The organism is Microbacterium sp. Root280D1 (assembly GCF_001428975.1).
Classification (GTDB): domain Bacteria; phylum Actinomycetota; class Actinomycetes; order Actinomycetales; family Microbacteriaceae; genus Microbacterium.
The window spans coordinates 87,801-111,708 of the sequence record NZ_LMJK01000003.1 but is presented as its reverse complement, the minus strand read 5'-3'; the positions used below and the strand labels follow the sequence as shown (position 1 = coordinate 111,708).

General features: G+C 71.1%; 22 protein-coding genes. 13 read left to right on the top strand and 9 right to left on the bottom strand.

All coding sequences use genetic code 11. From position 1 onward, the window contains the following. Window positions 1-41: 41 nt before the first annotated feature. Window positions 42-326 (bottom strand): MerR family transcriptional regulator, encoded by a 285-nt coding sequence (locus ASE34_RS12970; RefSeq protein WP_053097740.1) that lies wholly within the window; start codon window positions 324-326, stop codon window positions 42-44. Between the two features lie 123 nt (window positions 327-449). Between ASE34_RS12970 and ASE34_RS12965 the strand changes: the two genes are divergently transcribed. The 10 genes from ASE34_RS12965 (at window position 450) to ASE34_RS12920 (ending at window position 10,177) form a co-directional block, all read left to right on the top strand. Then, the gene (locus ASE34_RS12965) at window positions 450-872 is read left to right on the top strand and encodes an Hsp20/alpha crystallin family protein (protein WP_053097741.1); all 423 of its coding nucleotides are present in this window, start codon (window positions 450-452) and stop codon (window positions 870-872) included. Between the two features lie 65 nt (window positions 873-937). Continuing rightward, window positions 938-1,174 (top strand): DUF2795 domain-containing protein, encoded by a 237-nt coding sequence (locus ASE34_RS12960; RefSeq protein WP_157538249.1) that lies wholly within the window; start codon window positions 938-940, stop codon window positions 1,172-1,174. A gap of 63 nt (window positions 1,175-1,237) precedes the next feature. Beyond that, window positions 1,238-2,278 carry an LLM class flavin-dependent oxidoreductase gene (locus ASE34_RS12955; protein ID WP_157538247.1) on the top strand — a complete coding sequence of 347 codons (1,041 nt, stop codon included), beginning with the start codon at window positions 1,238-1,240 and terminating at the stop codon, window positions 2,276-2,278. 176 nt (window positions 2,279-2,454) lie between these two features. Then, on the top strand, window positions 2,455-2,664 hold the full coding sequence (locus ASE34_RS12950; protein ID WP_053099248.1) for a hypothetical protein: 210 nt from the start codon (window positions 2,455-2,457) through the stop codon (window positions 2,662-2,664). A gap of 108 nt (window positions 2,665-2,772) precedes the next feature. Beyond that, window positions 2,773-4,005, top strand: coding sequence for a gephyrin-like molybdotransferase Glp (gene glp / locus ASE34_RS12945; protein ID WP_056279309.1), 1,233 nt, complete (start codon window positions 2,773-2,775; stop codon window positions 4,003-4,005). Beyond that, window positions 4,002-4,739: a molybdenum cofactor guanylyltransferase gene (locus tag ASE34_RS12940; protein WP_056279308.1), complete on the top strand. Its 738-nt coding sequence runs from the start codon at window positions 4,002-4,004 to the stop codon at window positions 4,737-4,739. Before glp ends, ASE34_RS12940 begins: the two co-directional genes overlap by 4 nt. After that, a complete protein-coding gene (locus tag ASE34_RS12935; protein ID WP_056279307.1) occupies window positions 4,736-5,020 on the top strand; it encodes a DUF6457 domain-containing protein in 285 nt (94 codons plus the stop codon). Before ASE34_RS12940 ends, ASE34_RS12935 begins: the two co-directional genes overlap by 4 nt. Before the next feature lie 125 nt (window positions 5,021-5,145). Beyond that, a complete protein-coding gene (locus ASE34_RS12930) occupies window positions 5,146-6,537 on the top strand; it encodes an MFS transporter (protein WP_056279305.1) in 1,392 nt (463 codons plus the stop codon). 2 nt (window positions 6,538-6,539) lie between these two features. Then, the gene (locus ASE34_RS12925; RefSeq protein WP_056279303.1) at window positions 6,540-8,084 is read left to right on the top strand and encodes an FAD-dependent oxidoreductase; all 1,545 of its coding nucleotides are present in this window, start codon (window positions 6,540-6,542) and stop codon (window positions 8,082-8,084) included. After that, window positions 8,081-10,177 (top strand): molybdopterin oxidoreductase family protein, encoded by a 2,097-nt coding sequence (locus tag ASE34_RS12920; RefSeq protein ID WP_056279300.1) that lies wholly within the window; start codon window positions 8,081-8,083, stop codon window positions 10,175-10,177. Before ASE34_RS12925 ends, ASE34_RS12920 begins: the two co-directional genes overlap by 4 nt. Here ASE34_RS12920 and pheA read toward each other — a convergent pair. After that, on the bottom strand, window positions 10,155-11,105 hold the full coding sequence (gene pheA, locus ASE34_RS12915; protein WP_056279298.1) for a prephenate dehydratase: 951 nt from the start codon (window positions 11,103-11,105) through the stop codon (window positions 10,155-10,157). The genes ASE34_RS12920 and pheA overlap by 23 nt on opposite strands. A 62-nt stretch (window positions 11,106-11,167) precedes the next feature. On the opposite strand from pheA, the gene pgm reads away from it, so the two are divergent. Continuing rightward, window positions 11,168-12,811: a phosphoglucomutase (alpha-D-glucose-1,6-bisphosphate-dependent) gene (gene pgm / locus ASE34_RS12910; protein WP_056279296.1), complete on the top strand. Its 1,644-nt coding sequence runs from the start codon at window positions 11,168-11,170 to the stop codon at window positions 12,809-12,811. 486 nt (window positions 12,812-13,297) lie between these two features. Here pgm and ASE34_RS12905 read toward each other — a convergent pair whose 3' ends face one another. The 7 genes from ASE34_RS12905 to ASE34_RS12875 form a co-directional block, all read right to left on the bottom strand. After that, complete coding sequence (locus tag ASE34_RS12905) at window positions 13,298-14,398, bottom strand: glycerate kinase (RefSeq protein ID WP_056279295.1); 1,101 nt, start codon at window positions 14,396-14,398, stop codon at window positions 13,298-13,300. Next, window positions 14,395-15,453: a LacI family DNA-binding transcriptional regulator gene (locus tag ASE34_RS12900; RefSeq protein WP_082586640.1), complete on the bottom strand. Its 1,059-nt coding sequence runs from the start codon at window positions 15,451-15,453 to the stop codon at window positions 14,395-14,397. The genes ASE34_RS12905 and ASE34_RS12900 overlap by 4 nt, the downstream gene beginning before the upstream one ends. Before the next feature lie 71 nt (window positions 15,454-15,524). Continuing rightward, entirely contained in the window at window positions 15,525-16,283 is a 759-nt protein-coding gene (locus ASE34_RS12895) for a sugar phosphate isomerase/epimerase family protein (RefSeq protein WP_056279287.1), read from the bottom strand. Between the two features lie 569 nt (window positions 16,284-16,852). After that, on the bottom strand, window positions 16,853-17,716 hold the full coding sequence (locus tag ASE34_RS12890) for a sugar phosphate isomerase/epimerase family protein (protein WP_056279285.1): 864 nt from the start codon (window positions 17,714-17,716) through the stop codon (window positions 16,853-16,855). After that, window positions 17,713-18,885 (bottom strand): dihydrodipicolinate synthase family protein, encoded by a 1,173-nt coding sequence (locus ASE34_RS12885; protein ID WP_056279283.1) that lies wholly within the window; start codon window positions 18,883-18,885, stop codon window positions 17,713-17,715. The genes ASE34_RS12890 and ASE34_RS12885 overlap by 4 nt, the downstream gene beginning before the upstream one ends. A gap of 2 nt (window positions 18,886-18,887) precedes the next feature. Further along, window positions 18,888-20,051, bottom strand: a complete 1,164-nt coding sequence (locus ASE34_RS12880; protein WP_056279281.1) for a Gfo/Idh/MocA family protein — start codon at window positions 20,049-20,051, stop codon at window positions 18,888-18,890. A gap of 259 nt (window positions 20,052-20,310) precedes the next feature. Further along, window positions 20,311-21,264 carry a LacI family DNA-binding transcriptional regulator gene (locus ASE34_RS12875; RefSeq protein ID WP_056280219.1) on the bottom strand — a complete coding sequence of 318 codons (954 nt, stop codon included), beginning with the start codon at window positions 21,262-21,264 and terminating at the stop codon, window positions 20,311-20,313. Window positions 21,265-21,422: 158 nt separating this feature from the next. Here ASE34_RS12875 and galT point away from each other — a divergent pair, with 158 nt between their 5' ends. Then, window positions 21,423-22,643, top strand: coding sequence for a galactose-1-phosphate uridylyltransferase (gene galT / locus ASE34_RS12870; RefSeq protein ID WP_056279279.1), 1,221 nt, complete (start codon window positions 21,423-21,425; stop codon window positions 22,641-22,643). After that, the gene (gene galK, locus ASE34_RS12865; protein WP_056279277.1) at window positions 22,640-23,836 is read left to right on the top strand and encodes a galactokinase; all 1,197 of its coding nucleotides are present in this window, start codon (window positions 22,640-22,642) and stop codon (window positions 23,834-23,836) included. The genes galT and galK overlap by 4 nt, the downstream gene beginning before the upstream one ends. The last annotated feature ends 72 nt before the right edge of the window (window positions 23,837-23,908 follow it).

The following is a 23,908-nucleotide window of genomic DNA, read 5'->3' as shown; positions in this document are numbered from 1 at the left end:
GGGCGCAGCCGCGTCGGTCACGGGGCGCAGCGGGCCGCGGATCAGGGGCGATCGTCGGCGAGCTCGTCGCGGAGGCCGGCGTTCTCATCCTCCAGATCGAGCACGCGACGGATGCCGACGATGTTGATGCCCTCGACGCGGAGCCCGGTCACCCGGCGGATGCGCTCGAGGTCGTCATCGCTGTAGCGGCGCGTGCCGCCCTCGCTGCGCGCGGGCGTGACCAGCCCCTTCGCCTCGAAGAGTCGGAGGCTGGCCTCGGGGACCCCGCTGAGCTGCGCGGCGACGGCGATGCCGTAGACCGGCATGCTCGGATCACGATCACCCATGGGCACCTCCCTCTCGACGCACTTGCATTCTATCTCGCGTTGTTCTATAAAAAATCTATAGCAACGGTTGCAGATAATCTGCACCGGAGAACGCCCGCTCGGGCCACACGAAAGGAGACACTCATGGCCATGTCCTTCGATCCGTTCAGTCAGCTCGACCGCTTCGCTGCGAGCGTGCTGGACTCCGTCCGCGCACCGCGTCTCATGCCGGTGGACCTCTACCGCGACGGCGACAGGTACATCCTGCACGCCGACCTCCCCGGCATCGATCCGGGCTCGATCGACGTCGACCTCGACGGCGGACAGCTCACGATCCGCGCGCAGCGCACGGCCGACGGTCGCGAAGGCGTCCGCTGGCTCGCACGCGAACGCGGGGCGGGCTCGTTCCTCCGCCAGTTCTCGCTCGGGGACGGCGTCGACCTCGACGCGATCAGCGCCTCGTACGAGAGCGGCGTGCTCTCGGTGATCATCCCCGTCAGCGAGCGCGCGAAGCCCCGCAAGATCGAGGTCGAGTCGAGCGACAACCGACAGTCGATCACCGCCTGACCCTTCGGTGGGCCGGGGGCGCACACCCCGGCCCACCCCGCTCTCCCTTCGGAAAGGACGATCCCATGCGCCCCTCTTCTACTCTCGACCGGTTCCTCCGCAGCATGGAGTACCCGGCGACACGAGACGACCTGCTCCGCGAAGCAGCCCGCGACGGCCTCGGCCCCGATGACCGAACGGCCCTCGCCCAGCTTCCCGAGCAGAGCTTCAGCGCCGCCTGGCACATCCGCTATCACCTCACGCGACGCGCGCTCACCGAGGAGTTCACGCCCTCGGCATCCGCAGGTCTCGTCGCTGTCTGAGACGCACCGGCGACGATGGGGCGGACGGGAATGCCCCGCCCGCCCCCGCCGTTGCATTCGGGGATGACTTCCACCGCGCTCTCCGTCCTCGACCTCGTACCGGTTCGCACCGGCCAGACCAGTGCCGAGGCGATCTCCTCCTCCCTCGATCTCGCCGCGACCGCCGACCGGCTCGGCTACCGCCGCTACTGGTTCGCCGAGCACCACAACATGCCGGCCGTGGCATCCACCACTCCTCCGGTGCTGATCGCCGCCGCCGCGATGCGCACGACGCAGATCCGTCTCGGATCCGGCGGAGTGATGCTCCCCAACCATGCACCGCTCATCGTCGCCGAGCAGTTCGCCGCCCTCGAGGCCATCGCGCCCGGACGCATCGACCTCGGCCTCGGTCGCGCCCCCGGCAGCGACCCCGTCATCACCCAGCTGCTGCGTGGATCGGGCACGACCAGCGACGTCGAGCAGTTCCCGCGCAACGTGCAGGACATCGCCGCACTCATCTCGGGCGAGGGCGCCACCGTGCGCTTCACCTCGGGTGGCGAGTACACGGTGCACGCGACCCCGGCCGCCACCGGAAGCCCCGAGGTGTGGCTGCTCGGATCGAGCGACTACTCGGCGCAGCTCGCGGCATCCCACGGCCTGCCCTACGTCTTCGCCAACCACTTCTCGGGACAGGGCCTCGAGCGCGCGCTCGACCTCTACCGCACCGGCTACCAGCCGAGCGAAGAGCACCCCGAGCCGCGGACGTTCCTCACGGTCAACGTCGTCGCCGCGCCGACGCAGGAAGAGGCCGAGGCGCGCGCCCTTCCGCAGCTGCGCATGATGTCGCGCCTGCGCCTCAACAAGCCGCTCATCGCACTCGAGACCGTCGAAGAGGCCCTCGCCGCAGAATCGGATGCCGCGACCGACCAGGTCGTCGAAGCCGCCCGCTCGCGCTGGTTCGTCGGCACCGGCGAGTCGGTCGCCGCCGAGGTGCGCGCGTTCGCCGAGAAGTACGGCGTCGACGAGGTCATGCTGTCGCCCGTCGCCGGTGCATACGAGTCCGAGCCTCGTGACGCCGCCGCTGGCCGCGCCCAGACGCTCGAGCTCATCGCCGCCGCCCTGTAGGCGCCGCGGGCGCCGCTCGCGCTGGTCGCCGCGCGCTGGTCACCGCGCGCGCGCGCGAGCGCCGCATCCGGCGTCCCGGCGGGGCCATGTGGCGAATGCCGCCAAGACTCCGCGTCAGGGGCTGGTATTCCGGTGCGCCGGGGCGTAGGGTCACCCGCAACGGAAGGGGTTCGATGATGAGCACTACCAAGACCCTGGCCCTCTGGGTGGCGTACGGCACGAACGGCGTCGTCGGCAGCATCCGACATGACGACGAGGGATACACCGTCGTCATGGCCGGATCCGATGCGGCGACAGGCACGTACCCGACCTTGGAATCGGCGAAGGGCGCGTTGCATTCGCACATGCTGCCGGGCAGCGGTTGGCCGATGTTCCGCGAGCACTGACTTTCGAACGGGGAAACAAGGGGCAGAGGGGCGGCGCGGTCGCGGGGCATCCCCGCGACCGTCGTACGCTGACTGCATGCGAATCACCACTCCCCTCGCTCCTCCGGCATGCTGACGGTCGAGGAGCAGCGGGCGAAGGTGATCGCCGCCACCCGACCGCTGGATGCCGAATCGGTGCCGCTCGCGCAGGCGGCGGGCCGCATCCTCGCCGCGACCGTGCACGCTCGGGTCGATGTGCCGCTGTTCGACAACTCGGCGATGGACGGATACGCGGTCCTGTTCACCGACGTCGAGTCGGCCACGGCCGAGCACCCCGTCGAGCTCGCGGTGGTCGCCGACCTCCCGGCGGGGTCGGCCGACGAACCCGAGCTGCGTGAGGGACGAGCCGCACGCATCATGACCGGCGCGCCTGTGCCACAGACGGCGACCGTCGTCGTGCCCTTCGAGCACACCCGCGACGGCCTGCAGGCGTGGGACGCTCCTGCGATCGTGGTCACCGCGCCGACTCGCGCGGGTGCCAACATCCGCCGCCGCGGCGAGGAGCTGCGCGCCGGAGCTGTCGTCGCGACAGCCGGCACCACCCTCGGCCCGCTCCAGCTCACGGCCATCGCGGCCACCGGCATCGACACTGTGCCGGTGCATCGTCGTCCTCGCGTCGCGGTCATTTCGACCGGCAGCGAGCTCGCCGACCCCGGCGCCGACCTCGCCCGCGGGCAGATCCCCGAGTCGAACTCGGTGCTGCTCGCTGCGCTGTGCGCGGAGACGGGCGCTGACGTCGTCTCGGTCGACACGGTGACAGACGAGGATGCCGCCTTCACCGCACTCCTCGATCGCGCGCTCGTCGATGCGCGCGTCGATGTCGTGGTCACGTCCGGCGGAGTCAGCGCCGGAGCCCACGAGGTCGTGAAGAACGTGCTGCGCGATCGCATCGAGTTCGTGGCGGTCGCCATGCAGCCGGGCAGACCTCAGGCCTTCGGGCGCCTTGGCGACGCGCTGGTGTTCGGACTGCCCGGCAATCCGGCGAGCGTCGCCGCGTCGTTCGAGGCCTTCGTGCGGCCGGCGCTGCTCGCTCTCCAGGGTCGCGCAGGCCTGCAGCGCCCGATGCTCCGCCTCGCCAGCACCGCAGCGTGGCGCAGCCCGGTGGGACGACAGCAGTACGTGCCCGTCGCCCTCGACCGATCCGACCCGGCCGCCTGGTCGGTGCGCCCGGCGGCCGCCGACGGGTCGTCGGGCGCGCATCTGGCGGCAGGACTCGCCAGAGCGGATGCCTATGCCGTCGTGCCCGCCGACGTATCAGCCGTCGCAGCAGGCGACCTGGTCGATGTGATGCTGCTCTCGTGACCGGGACGCGAACGACCGAGACACCGGACGCCGCGACACCGGCGTCCGGGCCGACTGCCGCGATCATCCTCGCCGGCGGGCGGGCCTCACGACTCGACGGGACTGCCAAGCCGTTGCTCGAGGTCGGCGGCCGCACCCTGCTCGACCGCGCCATCGCCGCCGTCGACGGCTGCGACCCCATCGTGGTCGTTGGTCCGCCGGCGCCGACCCGTGTTCGCGTCGTATGGACCCGGGAGACGCCGGAGTTCGGCGGACCGGTCGCCGGCATCGCCGCCGGCCTCGCTCTCGTCGACACCGCCGACATCGTGCTACTGGCGGCCGACCTGCCGAACGCCGAAGGCGCCGTGGCGCTGCTGCACCGGCATCCGCCCCTCTCCGCCGACGCCGACGGCAAAATCGGCAAGGCCGACGCCGACGGCAAGGACGGCAAGGCCGACGCCCCCAGCACGAATGGTGCGCACGGCATCGACGGCGTCTGCCTGATCGACGCGTCGGGACGGATGCAGTGGCTCGTCGGCCGCTACCGCACCGATGCCCTGCGATCCGCCGCCGCGGCTCTCCCCGACGGCGGCCGCGACGCGTCGTTGCGATCGCTGCTGGCGCGCCTGCGCATCAGCGCGATTCCGGCGGGAGACCTGGCGACGGATGTCGACACGTGGGACGATCTCGAACGGGCCCGCGCCGCGGCACCGATGCCCCCGCGCGACGGAGCACCAGACGAGGAGACGACATGACCGACAAGCCGCAACACCTTCCGGTCGAAGCCCTGGACGACTGGACCACGGCGGTCTGCAGCGCGCTCGGGATCGATCGCGAGTCCGTCGATGTCGCCCTGCTCCTGGATCTCGCCCGGGATGTCGCGCACGGCGTCGCGCGCCCGGCCGCACCGCTCAGCGCCTACCTCGCCGGCCTCGCCGCAGGTCGCGCCGGCGGCAGCCGCGAGGACACCGCTGCGGCGGTCGCCACCATCACCGAGCTGGCCGGGGAATGGCGCGCCGACGACCAGGATTCCTGAAGTTCTCTCATCGCCCACCTCCTCGATGTGATCGAGAAGTAATCGTCCGGTAATCGCACTCGTGCGGCCCTGCAACATCCGCCGCCTACGTTCAGAGCATTCACCTCTCGAACGCAGGAGCCGCGATGTCCCAGATCACCGGAAGAAGCAGCCTCGACACCCCCGCCGTGACCCTCACGCGCCGCCCCGGCCGGTGGATCGACGGCTGGAACCCCGAGGATTCGGCCTTCTGGGCCACCGAGGGCAAGGCGATCGCCCGCCGCAACCTCGGCTGGTCGATCTTCGCCGAGTTCCTCGGGTTCATCATCTGGCAGCTCTGGAGCATCGTCGTCGTGCTGCTCCCCGCCGCCGGGTTCACCCTGAGCACCACCGAGTCGTTCTGGCTGATCTCGCTGCCGAGCCTCGTCGGCGCGACGCTGCGGTTTCCGTACACGTTCCTCGTCGCCCGCTTCGGCGGACGCAACTGGACCATCGTCTCGGCGCTGCTGCTGCTGATCCCCGCCATCCTGCTCGGCATCGTCGTGCAGGATCCCGCGACCCCGTTCGGCGTGCTGCTCGCCGTCGCGGCTCTCGCCGGTTTCGGCGGCGGCAACTTCGCCAGCTCCATGGCGAACATCACCTACTTCTTTCCGCAGAAGGAGAAGGGCTGGGCGCTCGGACTCAACGCCGCCGGCGGCAACCTCGGCACCTCGGTCGCCCAGCTCGCCGTGCCGATCGTCGTGTCGATCACCGCCGCGTCGACCTTCAGCCTGTCGTTCGCCGGCTGGATGTGGGTGCCGCTGATCCTCGTGGCCGTGTGGGGCGCATGGCGCCACATGGACAACCTGTCGTCGGCCAAGGCGGACTTCGCCGGGGCCGCCGCCGCACTGCGCGAACCGCACCTGTGGGTGCTGTCGCTGCTGTACATCGGCACGTTCGGATCGTTCATCGGCTTCTCGAGCGTCTTCCCGAAGCTCATCGCCGACACCTTCCCCGAGTTCTCGACGTTCCAGATCGGCAGCGCCTCGCTGTCGCTGGCCTTCCTCGGAGCCCTCGTCGGCTCGCTCGCCCGCCCCTACGGAGGAAAGCTCGCCGACCGCTTCGGCGGAGCACGGATGACGATCGCCGCGTTCTCGCTCATGATCGTCGGCGCCCTGTCGCTGCTCGTCACTCTCGAGGCGAACAGCTTCGCGCTCTTCCTCGGATGCTTCCTGCTGCTGTTCGTCGCGGCGGGCGTCGGCAACGGCGCGACCTACCGGATGATCCCCAACGTCTTCGCCGCACGCGGTGCCGCGACCGCGGGCGACGCGCTCGCTGTCAGCACCCAGCGCAAGGGTGCGGCCGCCCTGGGGCTGATCTCGGCCATCGGCGCCTACGGCGGATTCGTGATCCCGCAGGTTCTCGCGGCGGCGAAGAGCGGCACAGGTTCGTACGCTCCGGCATTCGGCGGATTCGTCGCCGCCTACATCGTGCTGCTCCTCATCACGGTCTTCGTCTATCTGATGCCTCGGCCCTCGCTCGCCGGACACCGGATCTGACCATGACCGAGCGCATCGTCGTCATCGGCGCGGGGCCTGTCGGCATCCGCTTCGCCGAAGAGCTCCTGCCGCTCGTGGCAGGGGGTCGGGCGACGGTCACCGTGCTGGGCGCCGAGACGGCGGATCCGTACAACCGGGTGCTGCTCGCGGAATACGCCGTGGGCGAGGCCTCGTCCGACGAGCTCACTCTCGCCACTGCCGCGAGCCTCACCGGTGTGGATCTGCGGCTGGGGGCGCGAGCGGTGCGGATCGATCGGGAGGCGCGGGTCGTCGAGCTGGTCGACGGATCGACCGTCGGGTACGACCGCCTGGTGCTCGCGACCGGCGCGCGATCGATCGTCCCGTCGCTCGAAGGCCTCGAGACGCTCGGTCCGGACACCACCGGCCTCGACAGCAGTCTGACCACAGGGGTCTGCGTGCTCCGCGATCTGTCGGATGCCGAGCAGGTGCGCGCCGTGGTCGCACGCGGCGGCCGGGTCGTGGTGCTCGGAGCCGGCGTGCTGGGGATCGAGCTCGCCATGCTGCTCGCTGACGCCGGCGCCGTGCCCTCCGTGGCCCACTTCGGTCCGATGCCGATGCCCCGCCAACTCGACCGGGGATCGGCGAGCATCCTCTCGACCGCTCTCGCCTCGGCCGGCGTCACGCTGGTGCCGCACACCCGTGCCGAGGGCGTGATCGGGGTCGAGGGCGACGACGGCATCCGCCGGTTCCGTGCACTCGCGAGCTCCGACGGCAAGCGCATCGAGGGCGATCTGCTCGTGCTGTCGTGCGGCGTCAGGGCGCGCACCGAGCTCGCCGAGGCCGCGGGACTCCGCGTCGGCAACGGCGTGCTCGTCGACGGCGCACTGCGTTCGTGGTCGGATCCGCGCATCCATGCGATCGGGGACTGCGCCCACATCGCCGACCCCGCCGAGTTCCTGCACGACCGCCAGGTGCCGGGCGGACCGCACGGCCTCGTCGGCCCCGGCTGGCGTCAGGCGAGCTGGCTCGCCGCGGCCATCGCCGCCGAGCTCGACAGTGCCGACGACCACCCGGGCGAGTTCGCCGACGAGCACCCCGGCGTCGTCGTGCTCAAGGGCGAGCTGGTCGACATCGCATCCGCGGGCGACGTCTCGGCCGACCCCTTCGCCCCTGTCCCGGCCGGTGAGGATGCCCCCGGCATCGCCGTCTGGGCCGACCCCGAGCACGGCACCTACGTGAAGATGGCGACGCGCGACGGCATCCTCACCGGATTCGTGGCGGTCGGGATGCCGCGGGCCGCGGCCGAACTGAGCGTGCTGTACCTGCGCGGCGGCGAGCTGCCCGCCGACCGCTCGCTGCTGCTGCGTCTCGATGATCCTGACGCTGATGCGATCGCACCGGCCGGTCGTGACGCGACCCTCTGCATCTGCAACGCCGTCACCGTCGGCCAGATCGAGGACGCGATCGACGACGGCTGCTCGTCGGTGGCTGCGGTCGGTGAGTGCACCCGCGCCGGCACCGGATGCGGAGGATGCCGCGCCCGCATCACCGAGATGCTGCACGCCCACGCGGGGGCCGTCGCATGACCGACACCCACTGCCCCTACTGCGCGCTGCAGTGCGCGATGACGCTGACCCCGACCGTGGGCGCACCGCTGCCGGTCGCCGTCGCCGGACGCGACTTCCCGACGAACCGCGGCGGGCTGTGCAAGAAGGGGTGGACCTCGGCCGAGCTGCTCGCCGACGCCGGTCGCCTCACCACTCCCCTGGTGCGCGGGACCGACGGCGAACTGCACCCGGCGGACTGGGACGTGACTCTCGATCTGATCGCCGCGCGGCTGCGTCTGATCGCCGAGGAGGACGGCCCCGATGCGGTCGGCGTCTTCGGCGGCGGCGGGCTCACGAACGAGAAGGCGTACCAGTTGGGCAAGTTCGCCCGCATCGCGCTGCGCACGTCGCGCATCGACTACAACGGCCGCTTCTGCATGTCATCCGCTGCGGCCGCCGCCAACCGCTCCTTCGGAATCGACCGCGGCCTGCCGTTCCCGCTGACCGACCTCGACACCGCCGAGACGGTGCTGCTGCTGGGATCGAACGTCGGCGACACCATGCCGCCGTTCGTCTCGCATCTGCAGGGCGCCAGGGCCCGCGGCGGTCTCATCGTCGTCGATCCTCGCCGCAGCTCGACGGCACGATTGAGCGCCGACGGCGCCGGGATCCACGTGCAGCCGGTGCCCGGCACCGATCTCGCGCTGCTGCTCGCAGTGATCCATGTCGTGATCGCCGAGGAGCTCTACGACGACGGCTATGTGCGCCAGCGCACATCGGGCTTCGACGCCCTCCGCCAGTCGGTGTCGGCGTGGTGGCCCGAGCGTGCCGAGACCGTCACCGGGGTGGCGGCGCGCAGCATCCGCGATCTGGCACGCAGACTGGCGGACTCCGACTCGACCTACATCCTCACCGGCCGCGGCGTCGAGCAGCATGTCGACGGCACCGACACCGCGACGGCCGCCATCAACCTCGCACTGCTCCTGGGTCTTCCGGGGACACCGGGGTGCGGCTACGGCACGCTGACCGGGCAGGGCAACGGCCAGGGCGGACGCGAGCACGGACAGAAAGCCGACCAGCTTCCGGGGTACCAGTCGATCAGCGACCCGGCCGCCCGCGCCTCGGTCGCGGCCGTGTGGGGCGTCGATCCCGACGACCTTCCCGGGCCCGGCATCCCCGCGGTCGAGCTGCTGCAGAGCGCCGGACTCCCGGGCGGCGTGCGAGCGCTGCTCGTGCACGGCTCGAACGTGTTCGTGTCGGCGCCGAACGTGTCGACCGTGCGCGAGGCCCTGGGCCGGCTCGATCTGCTCGTCGTCTCGGACTTCTTCCTCTCGGAGACCGCGAAGGCCGCCGACATCGTGCTCCCCGTGCTGCAGTGGGCCGAGGAGGAGGGCACGATGACCAACCTCGAGGGCCGCGTGCTGCGTCGCCGCCGAGCGGTCGACGCCCCCGCCGGCGCCCGCAGCGAGCTGTGGATCATGGCCGAGCTCGCCCGTCGCCTCGACGCCCCCGGCACCTGGAGCCTCGTGCCGTCGGAGGTGTTCGGCGAGCTGGCCCGCGCCTCCGCCGGCGGCCGCGCCGATTACTCCGGCCTCAGCCACGAACTGCTCGACCTCGGCATCGAGGCGCACTGGCCCTTCCCGATCGGGAGCCTCGGCACCCCTCGACTGTTCGCCGACCGCTTCGCGCACGCAGACGGGCGCGCGAAGCTCGTCGCCGTGCGGGCTCGGGAGCATCGGACGGCGAGCGCCGACCGGCTCACCCTGATCACCGGGCGCCTGCTCGAGCAGTACCAGAGCGGAGCGCAGACCCGCCGCATCCCCGAGCTCACCGAGAAGCGGCCCGATCTCGTCGCGCAGCTGCACCCTGCGACCGCGCGTCGTCATGGGATCGGCGAGGGCGACGGCATCCGTCTCTCGAACTCCCGCGGCACCCTGCGGGCGCGGGCCGAGCTGACGCACGACATCAGGCCCGACACGGTGTTCCTGCCGTTCCACTACGCGGATGCCGAGAGCGCCAATCTGCTCACCGACGACCGGGTCGATCCGCACTCGGCGATGCCCGAGTTCAAACGGGCTCTGGTCGAGCTCCGCGCCGTGGAGGCGGCGCTCAGTCGTCCGGCTCGCCGCTGAGGATGCCGCGCAGCCAGTCGCGCGCCTCGACGAAGATGTCGTCGGAGTAGCGCTCGGGATACTGCACGATCTGCCGGTCGGCTCGCGGATACGACCCGAGGAACACCACGCGCGGGCTGAAACGGCGGATGCCGAGCAGGGCGTCGGCCATGCGCTCGTGCTCGATGTGGCCGTCGGCGTCGATCACGAACCGGTAGCGGCCGAGCTCGTCGCCGATCGGACGCGACTGGATCAGCGAGAGGTTGATGCCGCGGGTCGAGAACTGCTCGAGCATCTCGAGGAGGGATCCGGGGTGATCGTTCGGCAGCTCGACGATCAGCGAGGTCTTGTCGGCCCCGGTCGGCGCCGGCGCCGGCGTGGTGCGGGTCACGAGCACGAAGCGGGTGACGGCCTGGGCGTTGTCGCCGATGTCCTCGGCCAGCACGTCGACGTCGAGGTGCTTCACGACGCCCGGGGCGGCGATGGCCGCCTGGGCGGGAAGGCCGCCGTCGAGCATGCCGATCGCCGACGCGACGTTGCTCGCCGCAGGCACATGCGAGTGCCGGGGCAGGTGCTCCCCGAGCCAGCCGTGGCACTGGGCGTAGGCGACCGGGTGCGCGGCGATCACGCTGATGTCCGCCAGGGTCGTGCCCCGAGGCGCCACGAGCACGAAGTTCACCGGCACGAGGTACTCGCCGATGATCCGCAGGCCCGGCAGAGTGGCCAGCGCATCCTGCGTGGTCGAGACGCCGCCCTCGATCGAGTTCTCGATCGCGATCATCGCGGCGTCGCTGCGCCCCTCGAGCACATCCGCGAGGGCTTCTCCGACGTTGTGCACGGCACGCCAGTCCTGACCCCGTGCTTCAGCGACCTGTTCGAGCGCCGCTTCGGTGAATGTTCCGGCGGGGCCGAGATAGCTGTAGGTGCGGCGTTCAGTCACGCGTTTCACCTTAGGGCACCGGCACACGCCCAGAAGATGCGCGGATGCCGAGATGGGGGCAGACTGTCTGCATGACGAGCCGCGCCGGCCTCCCTGCCGAGGAATCTGATCTGATCGATGTCGACGAGCTGATCGCCGCTTACTACGACCGCGTGCCCGACCCCGGGGTCGCCGCCGAGCGGGTCGCGTTCGGCACCAGCGGTCACCGCGGGTCGTCGCTGACCAAGAGCTTCAACGAGAACCACATCCTGGCGACCACCCAGGCGATCGTCGACTACCGCGCGAGCCAGGGGATCACCGGTCCCCTGTTCCTCGGCCGCGACACCCACGCGCTCTCGCTGCCCGCCGAGCGCAGCGCCATCGAGGTGCTCGTGGCCAACGGCGTCGACGTCCGCGTCGACTCGCGCGACGCCTGGGTGCCGACGCCCGCGCTCAGCCACGCGATCCTCACCTTCAACCGCGACCTCGCGTCGGATGCCGCCGGCCGCGCCGACGGCATCGTCGTCACCCCGTCGCACAACCCGCCCCGCGACGGCGGCTTCAAGTACAACCCGCCGCACGGCGGACCGGCCGACACCGACGCGACCGGCTGGATCGCCGACCGCGCCAACGAGCTGATCGCCGGCGGTCTCGTCGACGTCAAGCGCGAGCGGTTCGCCGACATCGACTGGGACGCGCTTCCGGGGTACGACTTCCGTGACGCCTACGTGCGCGACCTGGCGACGATCATCGACATCGACGCCATCCGCACCGCCGGCGTGCGCATCGGCGCCGACCCGCTCGGTGGCGCATCCGTCGAGTACTGGGCGCTCATCAAGGAGGTCTACGACCTCGACCTGACCGTCGTGAACCCCGAGGTCGACCCGACCTGGCGCTTCATGACACTCGACTGGGACGAGAAGATCCGCATGGATCCGTCCTCCCCGTCGGCCATGGCCTCGCTCGTCGCCAAGAAGGGCGACTACGACGTGCTGACGGGCAACGACGCGGATGCCGACCGCCACGGCATCGTCACCCCCGACGCCGGGCTCATGAACCCGAACCACTACCTCGCGGTCGCGATCGACTACCTGTTCTCGCACCGCTCCGAGTGGCCGCGCGACGCCGCGATCGGCAAGACCCTCGTGTCGTCGATGATCATCGACAGGGTGGCCGAATCGCTCGGACGCCGCCTCCTCGAGGTGCCGGTGGGCTTCAAGTGGTTCGTGCCCGGTCTGCTCGACGGCTCGGTCGCGTTCGGCGGCGAGGAGTCGGCCGGAGCATCGTTCCTCCGCAAGGACGGCACGGTCTGGTCGACCGACAAGGACGGCATCCTGCTGTGCCTGCTCGCGGCCGAGATCATCGCGGTCACCGGCAAGACGCCGTCGGAGCGGTATGCCGAGCTGGAGCAGGCCTTCGGCTCGTCGGCCTACCAGCGCGTCGACGCGCCGGCGACGCCCGCGCAGAAGGCGACGCTGGGCAAGCTCGCTCCGGATGCCGTCTCGGCGACGACCCTCGCGGGTGAGGAGATCACCGCCAAGCTGTCGCACGCCCCCGGCAACGGTGCGGCGATCGGCGGCCTCAAGGTGCAGACCGAGCACGCCTGGTTCGCCGCCCGCCCCTCGGGCACGGAAGACGTCTACAAGCTGTATGCCGAGAGCCTGCGCGGCCCGGAGCACCTCGCCGAGGTGCAGGCCGAGGCGCGAGCCGTGGTGTCCGCCGCCCTCGGGGGCTGATCCCCGCGTCCTTCGGGCTGTTCTTCTGCCCCCGCACGTCGCCCGTGTGGGGGCAGAAGTGCATCCGGGCGGAACGCTTTCGTGGCGGAACGCCCGCGTGGCGGATCCGGGGGCGGACTGCCCCACGGCATCCCCTCCGTGTGCGTGCGGGGTCAATTACGCACCCGAAACGGCTGATCCCGATGCGAAAGTGGCCCCGGCTGGCGTCCGCGATGCGAAACTGACCCCGACTGGCGGGCGAAAATGCCCTCGCGTCCCCTATCTCGCCGCCCCTGCGTGTGCGGGGTCAATTACGCATCCGAAACGGCCATCCCCGGTGCGAAAGTGGCCCCGGCTGGCGAGCCGGCTGCGAAAGTGGTCCCGACTGGCTGGCGGGCGGATGCTGCGGGGGGCGGGGGCAACCGGGCGGAAGGATGCGGACGGATGCGGACGGATGCTGCGCAACAGCGAACCCCACCGCGGGCCGACGCGCGCGGAGGCGATGCGTCAGACTGAGCGGGCGAGCAGGGCTCCGGCCTCGCGCAACCAGCGGGCGGGGTCGGCGAGCGCGGCATCCGACGATCCGGCGATCTCGGTGAGCGACGCGGATGCCGTGAACAGCGCGGTGTCGGAGTCGGCCGTGATGCGTCCGGCGGCGAGCAGGGCGGTCGCACCGGTCGTCGACGCGAGGCCGGCGATGAACGAGGGCACCTTGCCGTCTCCGGACTGACCGTCGTACGACCCCTCCCCTGTGATGACATGGTCGGCGTCGGCGATCGCGTCGGCGAGGCCGATCAGGTCCGCCACCTCGGCGGCGCCCGGGGCGAGCGTCGCACCCCAGGCGACCAGCGCACCGCCCGTGCCACCGGCGGCTCCGGTGCCCGGCAGTGCGGAGTCGAGGCCGAGCAGTTCGGCGAGGCCCGCGAGTCCGGCATCCACTTCGGCGAGCTCCGGGCCGACGAGACCCTTCTGCGGTCCGAACACGGCTGCGGCGCCCCGCGGGCCGACGAGGGGATTCGTGACGTCGGTGAGCACGCGCACCCGCGGCGCCGTGCGCAGGCCGCTCAGGTCGACGGAGGCGATGTCGGCGAGACCGCGGGCCCCTCGTGCGACCGGCTCACCGGCGGCATCGAGGAATCGCGCGCCGAGGGCGGTCAGCATCCCGGTGCCGCCGTCGGTCGACGCGCTCGACCCGATGCCGACGACCAGTCGCGTGACGCCGTGGTCGAGGGCGGCGGCGATCGCCTGGCCGAATCCGGTGGTGTCGGCATCCCACGGACGCAGTTCGTCGAGCAGTTCGATGCCCGAGGTCGACGCGAGGTCGACGACGGCGGTCCCCCCGGGAGAATCCCCCGAGACGGGAAGCAGCAGCCAGCTAGTCTCCAGCGCCAGCCCCGCGGGTCCGTCGACGACGACCGGCATGCGTCGCGCTCCCGGCACGGCCGCCTCGAACGCGGCGACGGTGCCCTCGCCGCCGTCAGCCATGGGGCGGTGCACGAACGTCGCGGTCGGCTCGACCGATGACCAGCCTTCGGCGAGGGATGCCGCCGCATCCGCCGCGGTGATCGTGCCCTTGAAGCTGTCCGGCGCCAGCACCACGCGGGTCATCGGGTGAGTCCGGGGGTGCTCGCCCGCACGATGACCTCGAGCGGAAGCGAAGCCTGCTGCCAGTCGGCGTCGACCGTCGCACGGAAGGCCTGATATCCGACCTCGCTGAGCGGCACGCGCACGGTGGTGAGCGCCGGGGTGACATCGCTGCTCGAGGGCACGTCATCGAAGCCGCAGACCGCGATGTCGGCACCGACCTCACGACCGGCCTCGCGGATCGCCGCCATCGCTCCGATCGCGACCACGTCGCTCATGCCGAACACGAGGGTGCCGGGTTCGACGCCGTCGGAGAGGGCCGCCGTCATCGCCTGCGCACCCGATTCGCGGCGGAAGTCGCCGCGGATCACCCGCTCGATCACCCCGCCGTCGGTCTCGAAGCCGGCGCGGAATCCGGCGAGACGCTCGTCCGACGTCAGCACTCCCTCGGCCGCTCCGATCGCGATGGCGGAGCGGTATCCGAGAGACGCCATGCGGCGACCGAGCGCTTCGGCGCCGGCGCGGTTGTCGATCTCGACGTGGCGGTTGTCTGCGCTGCCGGCGCCGAACGTGACCACGCGTCCACCGAAGCGGGCGTACTCCGCGAGCTCGCGTGAGGTGTCGGAGTCCGTCGGCTCGTTCGTGCGCGATGCGGCGAGGATCAGGCCCTGGGGTCGCTGCCCACGGAGGGCCCGCACGATGCGCGCCTCGCGTGCCGGATCTCGTTCGGTGATCGCGATCGTCACGACCAGACCCTGTTCGTCGGCTCCGCGGGCGACACCGGCTGCAATGAGTCCGAAGTAGGGGTCGGCGATGTCGGCGACCAGGAGTGCGATCACGGGCGAGGTTCCTCGGGCGGTCGCCTGCGCCGATGCGTTCGCCGTGTAGCCCAGTTCGGCGGCCGCCTGCTCGACGCGCTCGCGGAAAGACTCGGCCACCTTGCGCTCGGATCCATTGAGAACACGGGATGCCGTGGCGAGCGAGACCCCGGCCTCACGGGCGACGTCATGCAGGGTCGGGGCCGCGCCCCGCGAATGCCGCGGCTGACGCACGCGGGAAGGGCTTTCCTGCTGACTCATGCCCTGAGCATACTGCGCGGTGAGGGCGATGCCGGGGAGGGTCCGGCGACCGGGCTGCGGGGGCGCATGGCTCAGAGGGAGAGGTAGGCGCGCAGCGTCGCCGCCTCGCCACCCAGTAGCGCCGGATCATCGCCGGGTACGAACTCGAGCAGCGCATCTCGGGGCGGAGTCGTCGCGGACAGCGCATCCGCGAAGAAGCGGGTCCACAGGGCATCCCTCGCCCGCAACGGAAGCCTCTCGTGATCCGGCCACCACGAGAACACGTGCGCGGCGCTGACCCGGTCGGCGATCGCGCGGTACTCGTCGAGCACCGCATCGACCGTGGCACCGACCGTCGGCTGCCAGTACGAGCTGAGCGTCGGCCGAGCCACCTCGTCGAGCACCCGCAGCGTCGTCGGGGCGGTGTCGGCGAGCGTTCCGGAGTGGAACTCGAGCGCGAGCGAGATTCTCCGGGCGGCGGCCTCATCGACAGCATCCTGCAGTCGGGCGATCGTCGACGCCCAGTCCTGCGGCGACGCCTCGTCGGACCCGATCGGCCCTGCCCAGACGCGCACTCGATCGACACCGAGCGCCTCGGCGGTGTCGAGCACGGGGGTGATCGGCTCGTCGGCACCGGCACGGAAGTACGAGCCGTAGGAGCACGCGACGAGCCCGGCATCCGTCGTGAGCGTCGCCACCCTCGCGGCCTGCTCGACGTCGCCGGGCAGCACGTGCGAATCGGCTCCCCACTCGATGACCTCGAGTCGAGCGTCGGCAGCGAGGTCGACCACCTGTTCGGCGCTCAGCGACCGGAAGGTCACCGAGCAGAGTCCTGGGCGGATCTTCGTCATGACGTCATCCTCTCAATCGTTCGGCGGGGTGTCTCGGGGCTTGCGCCGTGCGCGACCGCCGCGTACAGGTGGGCGGTTCCCGGGTGGGGATCCGGTCTTCGGCGGCGTCCGGACCGGTTCGGTCTTGTCCGGTCCGGTCCGGTCCCGTCGGACGAGAAGACCGCCGTCCCCCGTCCCATCTGCAGGTCCCAGGCACGGATGCAGGACAGAAACCGTGTTACGGCCCTGCATCCGTGCTCGGGTCCTGCACGTGCTCCGGCGAACGGTCCGGTCCGGTTCCGGCGAACGGTCCGGTCCGGTTCCGGTTCCCTCGGCCGGTCCGGTTCGGTCTTGTCCGGTCCGGTCCGGTCCGACGAGAAGACCGCCGCACCGCGTCCCGTCTGCAGGACCCAGGCACGGATGCAGGACGGAAACGGTGTCATGGCCCTGCATCCGTGCTCGAGTCCTGCAGACGGTGGAAGCGTGGCCCACTCGCGGACGTTCGCGGCCGGTGCCCGACCGGATCCCGGTGCCCGACCCGGTTCGCCGGCCCCGACCGAAACCCGACCCCGACCGGATCCCGGCGGCCGTCAGCGCAGATGCGGCGAGATCGCGGTGCCGAAGGTCTCGGCCGTGCGACGGACGACGTGCTCGGGAGCGTCCGCCCAGATGTCGGCGTTGAAGATCTCGACCTCGATGTCACGGTCGTATCCGGTGTCGATCACGGCCCGCGTGAGCGAGCCGAAGTCGATCACGCCGTCACCCGTGTACTGCCGCGACAGCAGCACATCGGCGGCGAGCGGGGTCTTCCAGTCGCACACCTGGTACGTCGCGATGCGCCCTTCGCGGCCGGCGCGCGTGATCTGCTCGAGCACCTGCGGATCCCACCAGATGTGGAACGTGTCCACCGCCGCGCCCACGACGTCGGCATCGAAATCGGCCGCGATGTCGAGCGCCTGCCCGAGCGTCGAGACGACCGCGCGGTCGGAGGCGTACATCGGATGCAGGGGCTCGATCGCGAGCGTCACGCCCGCCGCCTTCGCGTCGGACGCGAGCACGCCGATCGCGTCGCGCACACGCTCGCGCGCGCCGATCAGATCGCGCGATCCCACCGGGATGCCGCCGGCCACGAGCACGAGCACGGCCGTCGATCCGTCGGCGCCCGCGGCGGCGAGGGTCGCGGTCTCCTCGATCGCTCGGCGGTTGTCGTCGAGCGCAGCGATGCGATCCGGCCCCTCCGGAAGGGTGAAGAAACCACCGCGGCAGTGGGTCGTGACGCGCAGCCCCGAATCGGCGAGCATCTGCGCGGCGACGTCGAGCCCGACCTCGTTCACGGGCTCGCGCCACAGGCCGATCGCCTGGATGCCGGCATCCGCCGTCACCCGCAGCGCCGTCGCGAGGTCTGCGTGCTTGATCGTGGCCTGGTTGATCGACAGGCGCGGGTCGACGGTCACAGGTCCACTCCGTTCAGGCGGAGCATCCCGTGCCAGCGCTCGCGTGCGAGTTCGGGATTCTCGAGGGCGAGCGACGCGTTCGCCAGCTCGACGATGCGGCTGAGGTGCGGAAGGCTGCGCGCCGAGTGCAGTCCGCCGACCATCTGGAACGCGGGCTGGTGCCCGTTGAGCCAGGCGAGGAAGGCGACACCGGTCTTGTAATAGAAGGTCGGCGCGGCGAACACCTGGCGGCTGAGCTCTTCGGTCGGGCCGAGGATCTCGAGGTAGAGCTCGGGGTCCCCGGCATCGAGCGCCTGGATCGCCGCGGAGGCGACCGGAGTGATGGCCGCGAACGCGCCGAGCAGCGCGTCGGAGTGCCCGTCACCCTGCCCCACGGTGTCTCCGCCGATGAGGCCGACGTAGTTGAAGTCGTCGCCGGTGAACATGCGCACACCCTGCGGCAGTCGCTCGCGCACCGAGATCTCCGACTCGGCGTTCAGGAGGCTCATCTTCACGCCGGCGACCTTGTCGGGGTTCTCGGCGATCACGTCGAGCAGCACAGCGGATGCCGTCTGCCAGTCGTCCGCTCCGAAGTACCCGGCGAGCTCGGGGTCGAAAGCCGTGCCGAGCCAGTGCAGCACGACCGGGACGGTGGCCGCCGAGAGCACCTCGCGATAGACGCGACGGTAGTCGTCGGCGTTCTCAGCGACACGGGCGAGGTGGCGAGAGGCCATGAGCACCGGGCCCGCCCCCTGCTCCTCGGTGAAGTGCAGCTGCTCCTTGTAGGCGTCGATCACCTGGTCGAGCGAGATGTGCGACTCGGCGACGTGATCGGTGTTGACGCCGACCACGACCGAGCCGCCCTCCTCGCGGGCGACCTCGGCGCTGCGCGCGATGAGCTCGCGCGTCGCCGCGGCATCCAGCCCCATGTTCCGCTGAGCGGTGTCCATGGCGTCGGCGACGCCCAGACCCCACGAGTACACGTTGCGGCGGAACGCCAGAGTCGAGTCCCAGTCGATGTCGGCGGGCTGCCCCGGGGTGTTGTCGGCGTGCACCTTCGGCACGACGTGGGCTGCGGCGTACGCGACGCGGCTCTGCAGCGGAGAGGCCGGACGCGTATACCCGCCGCCCTCGCGCAGCTCGGCATCCGTCACCGCGCCCGCGGCGTCGAGAAGTCGGAGAGTGGTCATGCTCAGCCCAGCGTCAGCGGGGTGAGTGCGACCTTGCGGCCTTCGGCGCTGGAGGTCAGCCCCGCCTCGGCGAACTGCACGCCGCGGGCGCCCGAGAGCAGGTCGAACGGGTACTTCGTGCCCTCGACGAACGAGACCAGGTATTCCTCCCACTGCTGACGGAAGCCGTTGAGGAACACATCGTTGGTCGGGACGTTCTGCCAGTCGGCGTCGTAGTCGTGGCTGTCTTCGAGGTCGGGGTTCCAGACCGGCTTCGGAGTCGCGTTGCGGGGCTGGATCTTCGCGCCGAAGAGTCCGACGACCGCGGATCCGTGGGTGCCGTCGACCTGGAACTCGACGAGCTCGTCGCGGTTGACGCGCACCGTCCAGCTGGAGTTGATCTCGGCGACGATGCCGCCCTCGATCTCGAAGATGCCGTACGCGGCGTCCTCGGCGGTGGCGGTGTAGTGCTCGCCGTTCTCGTCCCAGCGGTCCGCGATGTGCACGGCGGCCTGCGCGTAGACGCTCTTGACCTCGCCGAACAGGTTCTCGAGCACGTAGTTCCAGTGCGGGAACATGTCGACGATGATGCCGCCGCCGTCTTCGGTGCGGTAGTTCCAGCTGGGGCGCTGCGCGGGCTGCCAGTCACCCTCGAAGACCCAGTAGCCGAACTCGCCGCGCACCGAGAGGATGCGGCCGAAGAAACCGGAGTCGATGAGGCGCTTGAGCTTCTGCAGACCCGGCAGGTAGAGCTTGTCGTGTACGACGCCGGTCTTGACGCCGGCCTCGTCCGCGAGACGCGCGAGCTCGAGAGCCTCGTCGAGCGACTCGGCGGTCGGCTTCTCGGTGTAGATCGCCTTGCCGGCCGCGATCGCCTTGCGAAGGGCCGAGGCGCGGGCCTTGGTCACGAGGAAATCGGCGTAGATCTCCCACTTCGGGTCGGCCAGAGCCGCGTCGAGGTCGGTCGTGTAGTCGTCGATGCCGTGCTTCGCGGCGAGCTCGGCGAGCTTGGCCTCGTTGCGGCCGACAAGCAGCGGCTTGACCGTGATGCGGGATCCGTCGGGCAGCTCGATGCCGCCCTGGTCGCGGATCGCGAGGATCGACCGCACGAGGTGCTGCCGGTAGCCCATGCGCCCGGAGACGCCGTTCATGATGATCCCGATCTCGCGGGTTGTCGTCTGCGACATTGCTGGTCCGTTCTGTGGGAAGCCGGTGCGCCGGTCGCCCGATATGGGTAAGCGCTTTCCGTCAGCATGCCACGACTCCGTCGGGCGCGCAAGCGGCGGGTGGAAACCGCTATCCGGGTTCGCGGGGCGGTGGCGTGGCCGCCCCTGCCGCGTGCGTGGTCACAAACGCATCCGAAAGGCGCGATTCAGGTGCGTTTCTGGCCACGCACCGTAGGGGGCGGGGCCGGGGTGCGGGGGCAGAGGGTGCGGGCGGCGCGGCTCAGCGCGTGCTGGAGCGTTCGACCAGAAGCGTCGGCACGACGACAGCGGATGCCGCACCGTCCGCGGCACCCTCGATGTCGGCGACGAGCAGGTCGACGGCGCGGTGTGCCAAGGCGGCGAAGTCCTGACGGATCGTCGTCAGCGGTGGGCGGTAGTTGGCGGCATCCGGCACGTCGTCGAAGCCGATGACGCTGACGTCCTCGGGAACCCGCCGCCCCGACTCGGCGAGCGCACGGAGGAGCCCGAGCGCCATCTGGTCGTTGGCGCAGAAGACGGCGGATGCTGCTCGCAGCGCCTCGCCCGCGGCGAACCCTGCCTCGGCGGTCCAGTCGCCGCGGACGACCTCGGTCGCCACGACCCCGGCATCCGCGAGTGCCTTCCGCCATCCGCGCTCGCGCTCGGCGGCCGCGAACGAGTCGGCAGGCCCGGCGAGGTGGTGCACCGTCTCGTGGCCGAGGCCCAGCAGGTGAGCGGTCGCCGCAGCGGCGCCTCCGACATGGTCGCTGTGCACGACAGCGAGATCCGCAGACCCCGGGGCGTCGACGACCACGAGGCGCAGTCCCGCCGGCCGATCGGCTGCGGGTACCAGCGCCGACGCCTCGTTCAGCACGATCGCGCCGTCGACCTCCTGCTCGGCCAGGCGCTCGAAGGCGTCGGCCACGCTGTCGCCCGCGGTGACGAGGGTGAGGGCGTAGCCGCGTTCGGCCGCGGCCTCGGCGGTGGCCTGCAGCATCCGCGAGTTGCCGACGGTCGCGAGAGTGGTGACGACGAGTCCGATGGTCTGCGAGCGTCCGGTGCGCAGAGCGCGGGCTGCGCGGTGGGGGCGGTAGCCGAGCTCGGCCATCGCGGCTTCGACGCGCCGGCGGGTAGCGGGGTCGACGCGAGGGCTGTCGTTGACGACGCGCGACACGGTCTGACCCGAGACGCCGGCACGGGAGGCGACCATCGCCATCGAGACACGACCGGACGGGGCCTGGCGGCGGCGCGGGCGCGCGGCGCCGCGACGCAGATCATCGTCGCGCAGCAGCTCGTCGTCCACGGGCACCCTCTCTACGCGCTCACAACTCCGGAATGTTGACGTTACCACGGCGCTGTGCGTACCATGTTTACGTGAACACGCCCGAATCTCCTGAGTTGCGAACCGAGACCCTCTCCGCCGGCATCGTCAAGCGCGCGACGACGCTCGCCGACGGCCGCGAACTGATCTACTTCGACGATCCCGACACGACGCTCGGCGCCGACCGCGCCGTCGACAGCCGCACGCTCGACGCCCGCGGCGAGACCGCCACGATGCGCCTCGATGTACTCACCGGCGACTGGATCACGGTCGCCGCCAACCGGCAGAACCGCGTGATGATGCCGAGCGCCGACGCCGATCCTCTCGCTCCGCAGTCGCCGACCAACCCCTCGGAGGTGCCGTCGCTCTACGACGTCGCCGTGTTCGAGAACCGCTCGCCCGCCTTCGGCCCCGCCCTCGCCGAGGCGACCGGCACCGCTCCTGAGGCGAGCAACCCTCCCCGCGGGCTCGACGATCTCGCCGCCCTCGGACTCGGCCGCACCCGCACCTCGGTCGGACGCTGCGAGGTCGTGTGCTTCAGCCCCGAGCACACCGGCTCGTTCGGCACCCAGTCGGTGACGCGCGCCCGCACGGTGATCGAGGCCTGGGCCGACCGCACCGCCGCCCTGTCGAAGCTGCCGGGCATTCAGCAGATCTTCCCGTTCGAGAACCGCGGCGAGGCCATCGGCGTCACGCTCCCCCACCCCCACGGCCAGATCTACGCCTACCCCTACGTGACGCCGCGCACCACGCGCCTGCTCGACTCGATCGACCGCACCGCGCCCGACCTGTTCCAGCACATCCTCGAGTCCGAGCAGGCGTCCGAGAGGGTCGTCTTCCGCGGGGAGCACTGGACGGCGTTCGTGCCCTTCGCCGCCCGCTGGCCGCTGGAGGTGCACCTCATGCCGCACCGCCACGTTCCGGACTTCGCCGAGACGACGGATGCCGAACGCGACGAGCTCGCGCCCCTCTACCTGCGACTTCTCCGCGGTGTCGACGCGCTCTACGACACCCCGACGCCCTACATCGCCGCCTGGCACCAGGCCCCGGTGAACGTCGGCCGAGACAGCGTGCGCCTGCACCTGCAGCTGACCAGCCCCCGCCGGGCGGCCGACAAGCTCAAGTTCCTCGCGGGATCCGAGGCCGCGATGTGGGCCTGGGCCGCCGAGGTCACCCCCGAGCAGGGTGCGGCCCGCATCCGCGAGGCCATCGCGAAGGCCGACGCCGCACACACCGCATCCGCAGACGAGAACGCAGACGAGGCATCCGCATGACCACCACCCAGGACGCCGCGCGCGCACTCTTCACCGACCTCACCGGTCGCACCCCCGAAGGCGTCTGGTCGGCGCCGGGGCGCGTGAACCTGATCGGCGAGCACACCGACTACAACGACGGATTCGTGCTGCCCTTCGCCATCCCGCATCGCACAGTCGCCGCCGTGGGAATCCGTGACGACCGCCGCATCCGCGTCGCCTCGACCTTCGCCGACGAGCCGGTCGAGGTCTCCCTCGACGACCTCGACGAGCTGTTCCCGACCCCGACCGGCACCGCGCCGCGCGTGCCCGAGTGGGCCGCCTACCCCCTCGGTGTCGCCTGGGCGCTGCGCCAGGCCGACGGTGTCGCTCCGTCCGCGGCCACCGGTTCAGGGCTCGACATCGCCATCGCGTCCGACGTGCCCGTGGGCGCGGGGCTCTCGTCGTCGGCGTCGATCGAGGGTGCCACGGCATCCGCGCTCAACGACCTCTGGGCCGCCGGGCTCGACCGCGTCGCCCTCGCCCGCGTCGGTCGGAAGGCCGAGAACGAGGCGGTCGGCGCCCCGACCGGCATCATGGACCAGATGGCGTCGATGCTCGGCGAGCCGGATGCCGCGATCTTCCTCGACTGCCGCTCGCTCGATGCGAACCTCGTGCAGGTCGGCATCGCCGAGGCCGGCCTCGCGATCCTCGTGATGGACACCCGGGTCAAGCACGCGCACTCCACGGGCGGATACGGCGAGCGCCGTGCGGCCTGCGAGCGCGGTGCCGCGATCATGGGCGTGCCGAGCCTGCGCGACGTCTCGGTCGACGACCTGCCCCGCGCCGAGGAGCTCATGGACGACGTGACGTTCCGCCGCGTGCGGCACGTGGTCACCGAGAACCAGCGCGTGCTCGACACCGTCGTGGTGCTGCGCGAAGACGGTGCCCGTGCGATCGGCGACCTGCTCGTGGCCTCGCACGCCTCGATGCGCGACGACTTCGAGATCTCGGTCCCCGAGCTCGACACGGCGGTCGAGACGGCCCTCGCGGCCGGCGCACTCGGTGCTCGCATGACCGGCGGAGGCTTCGGCGGTGCGGCGATCGCGCTGATCGAGCAGGACTCGGTGCAGCAGGTGACGGATGCGGTGTCGGCGGCGTTCGCCGCATCCGGTTTCACTTCCCCCGTGATCTTCACCGTCACGCCGTCGGCCGGAGCGCATCGCGACGCGTGACCGCTGCCCGCTCGACCACGCGTGAACTCGCGGCTTCAGAGTCCGCCGATCGCGACCTGAGATACTGAACAC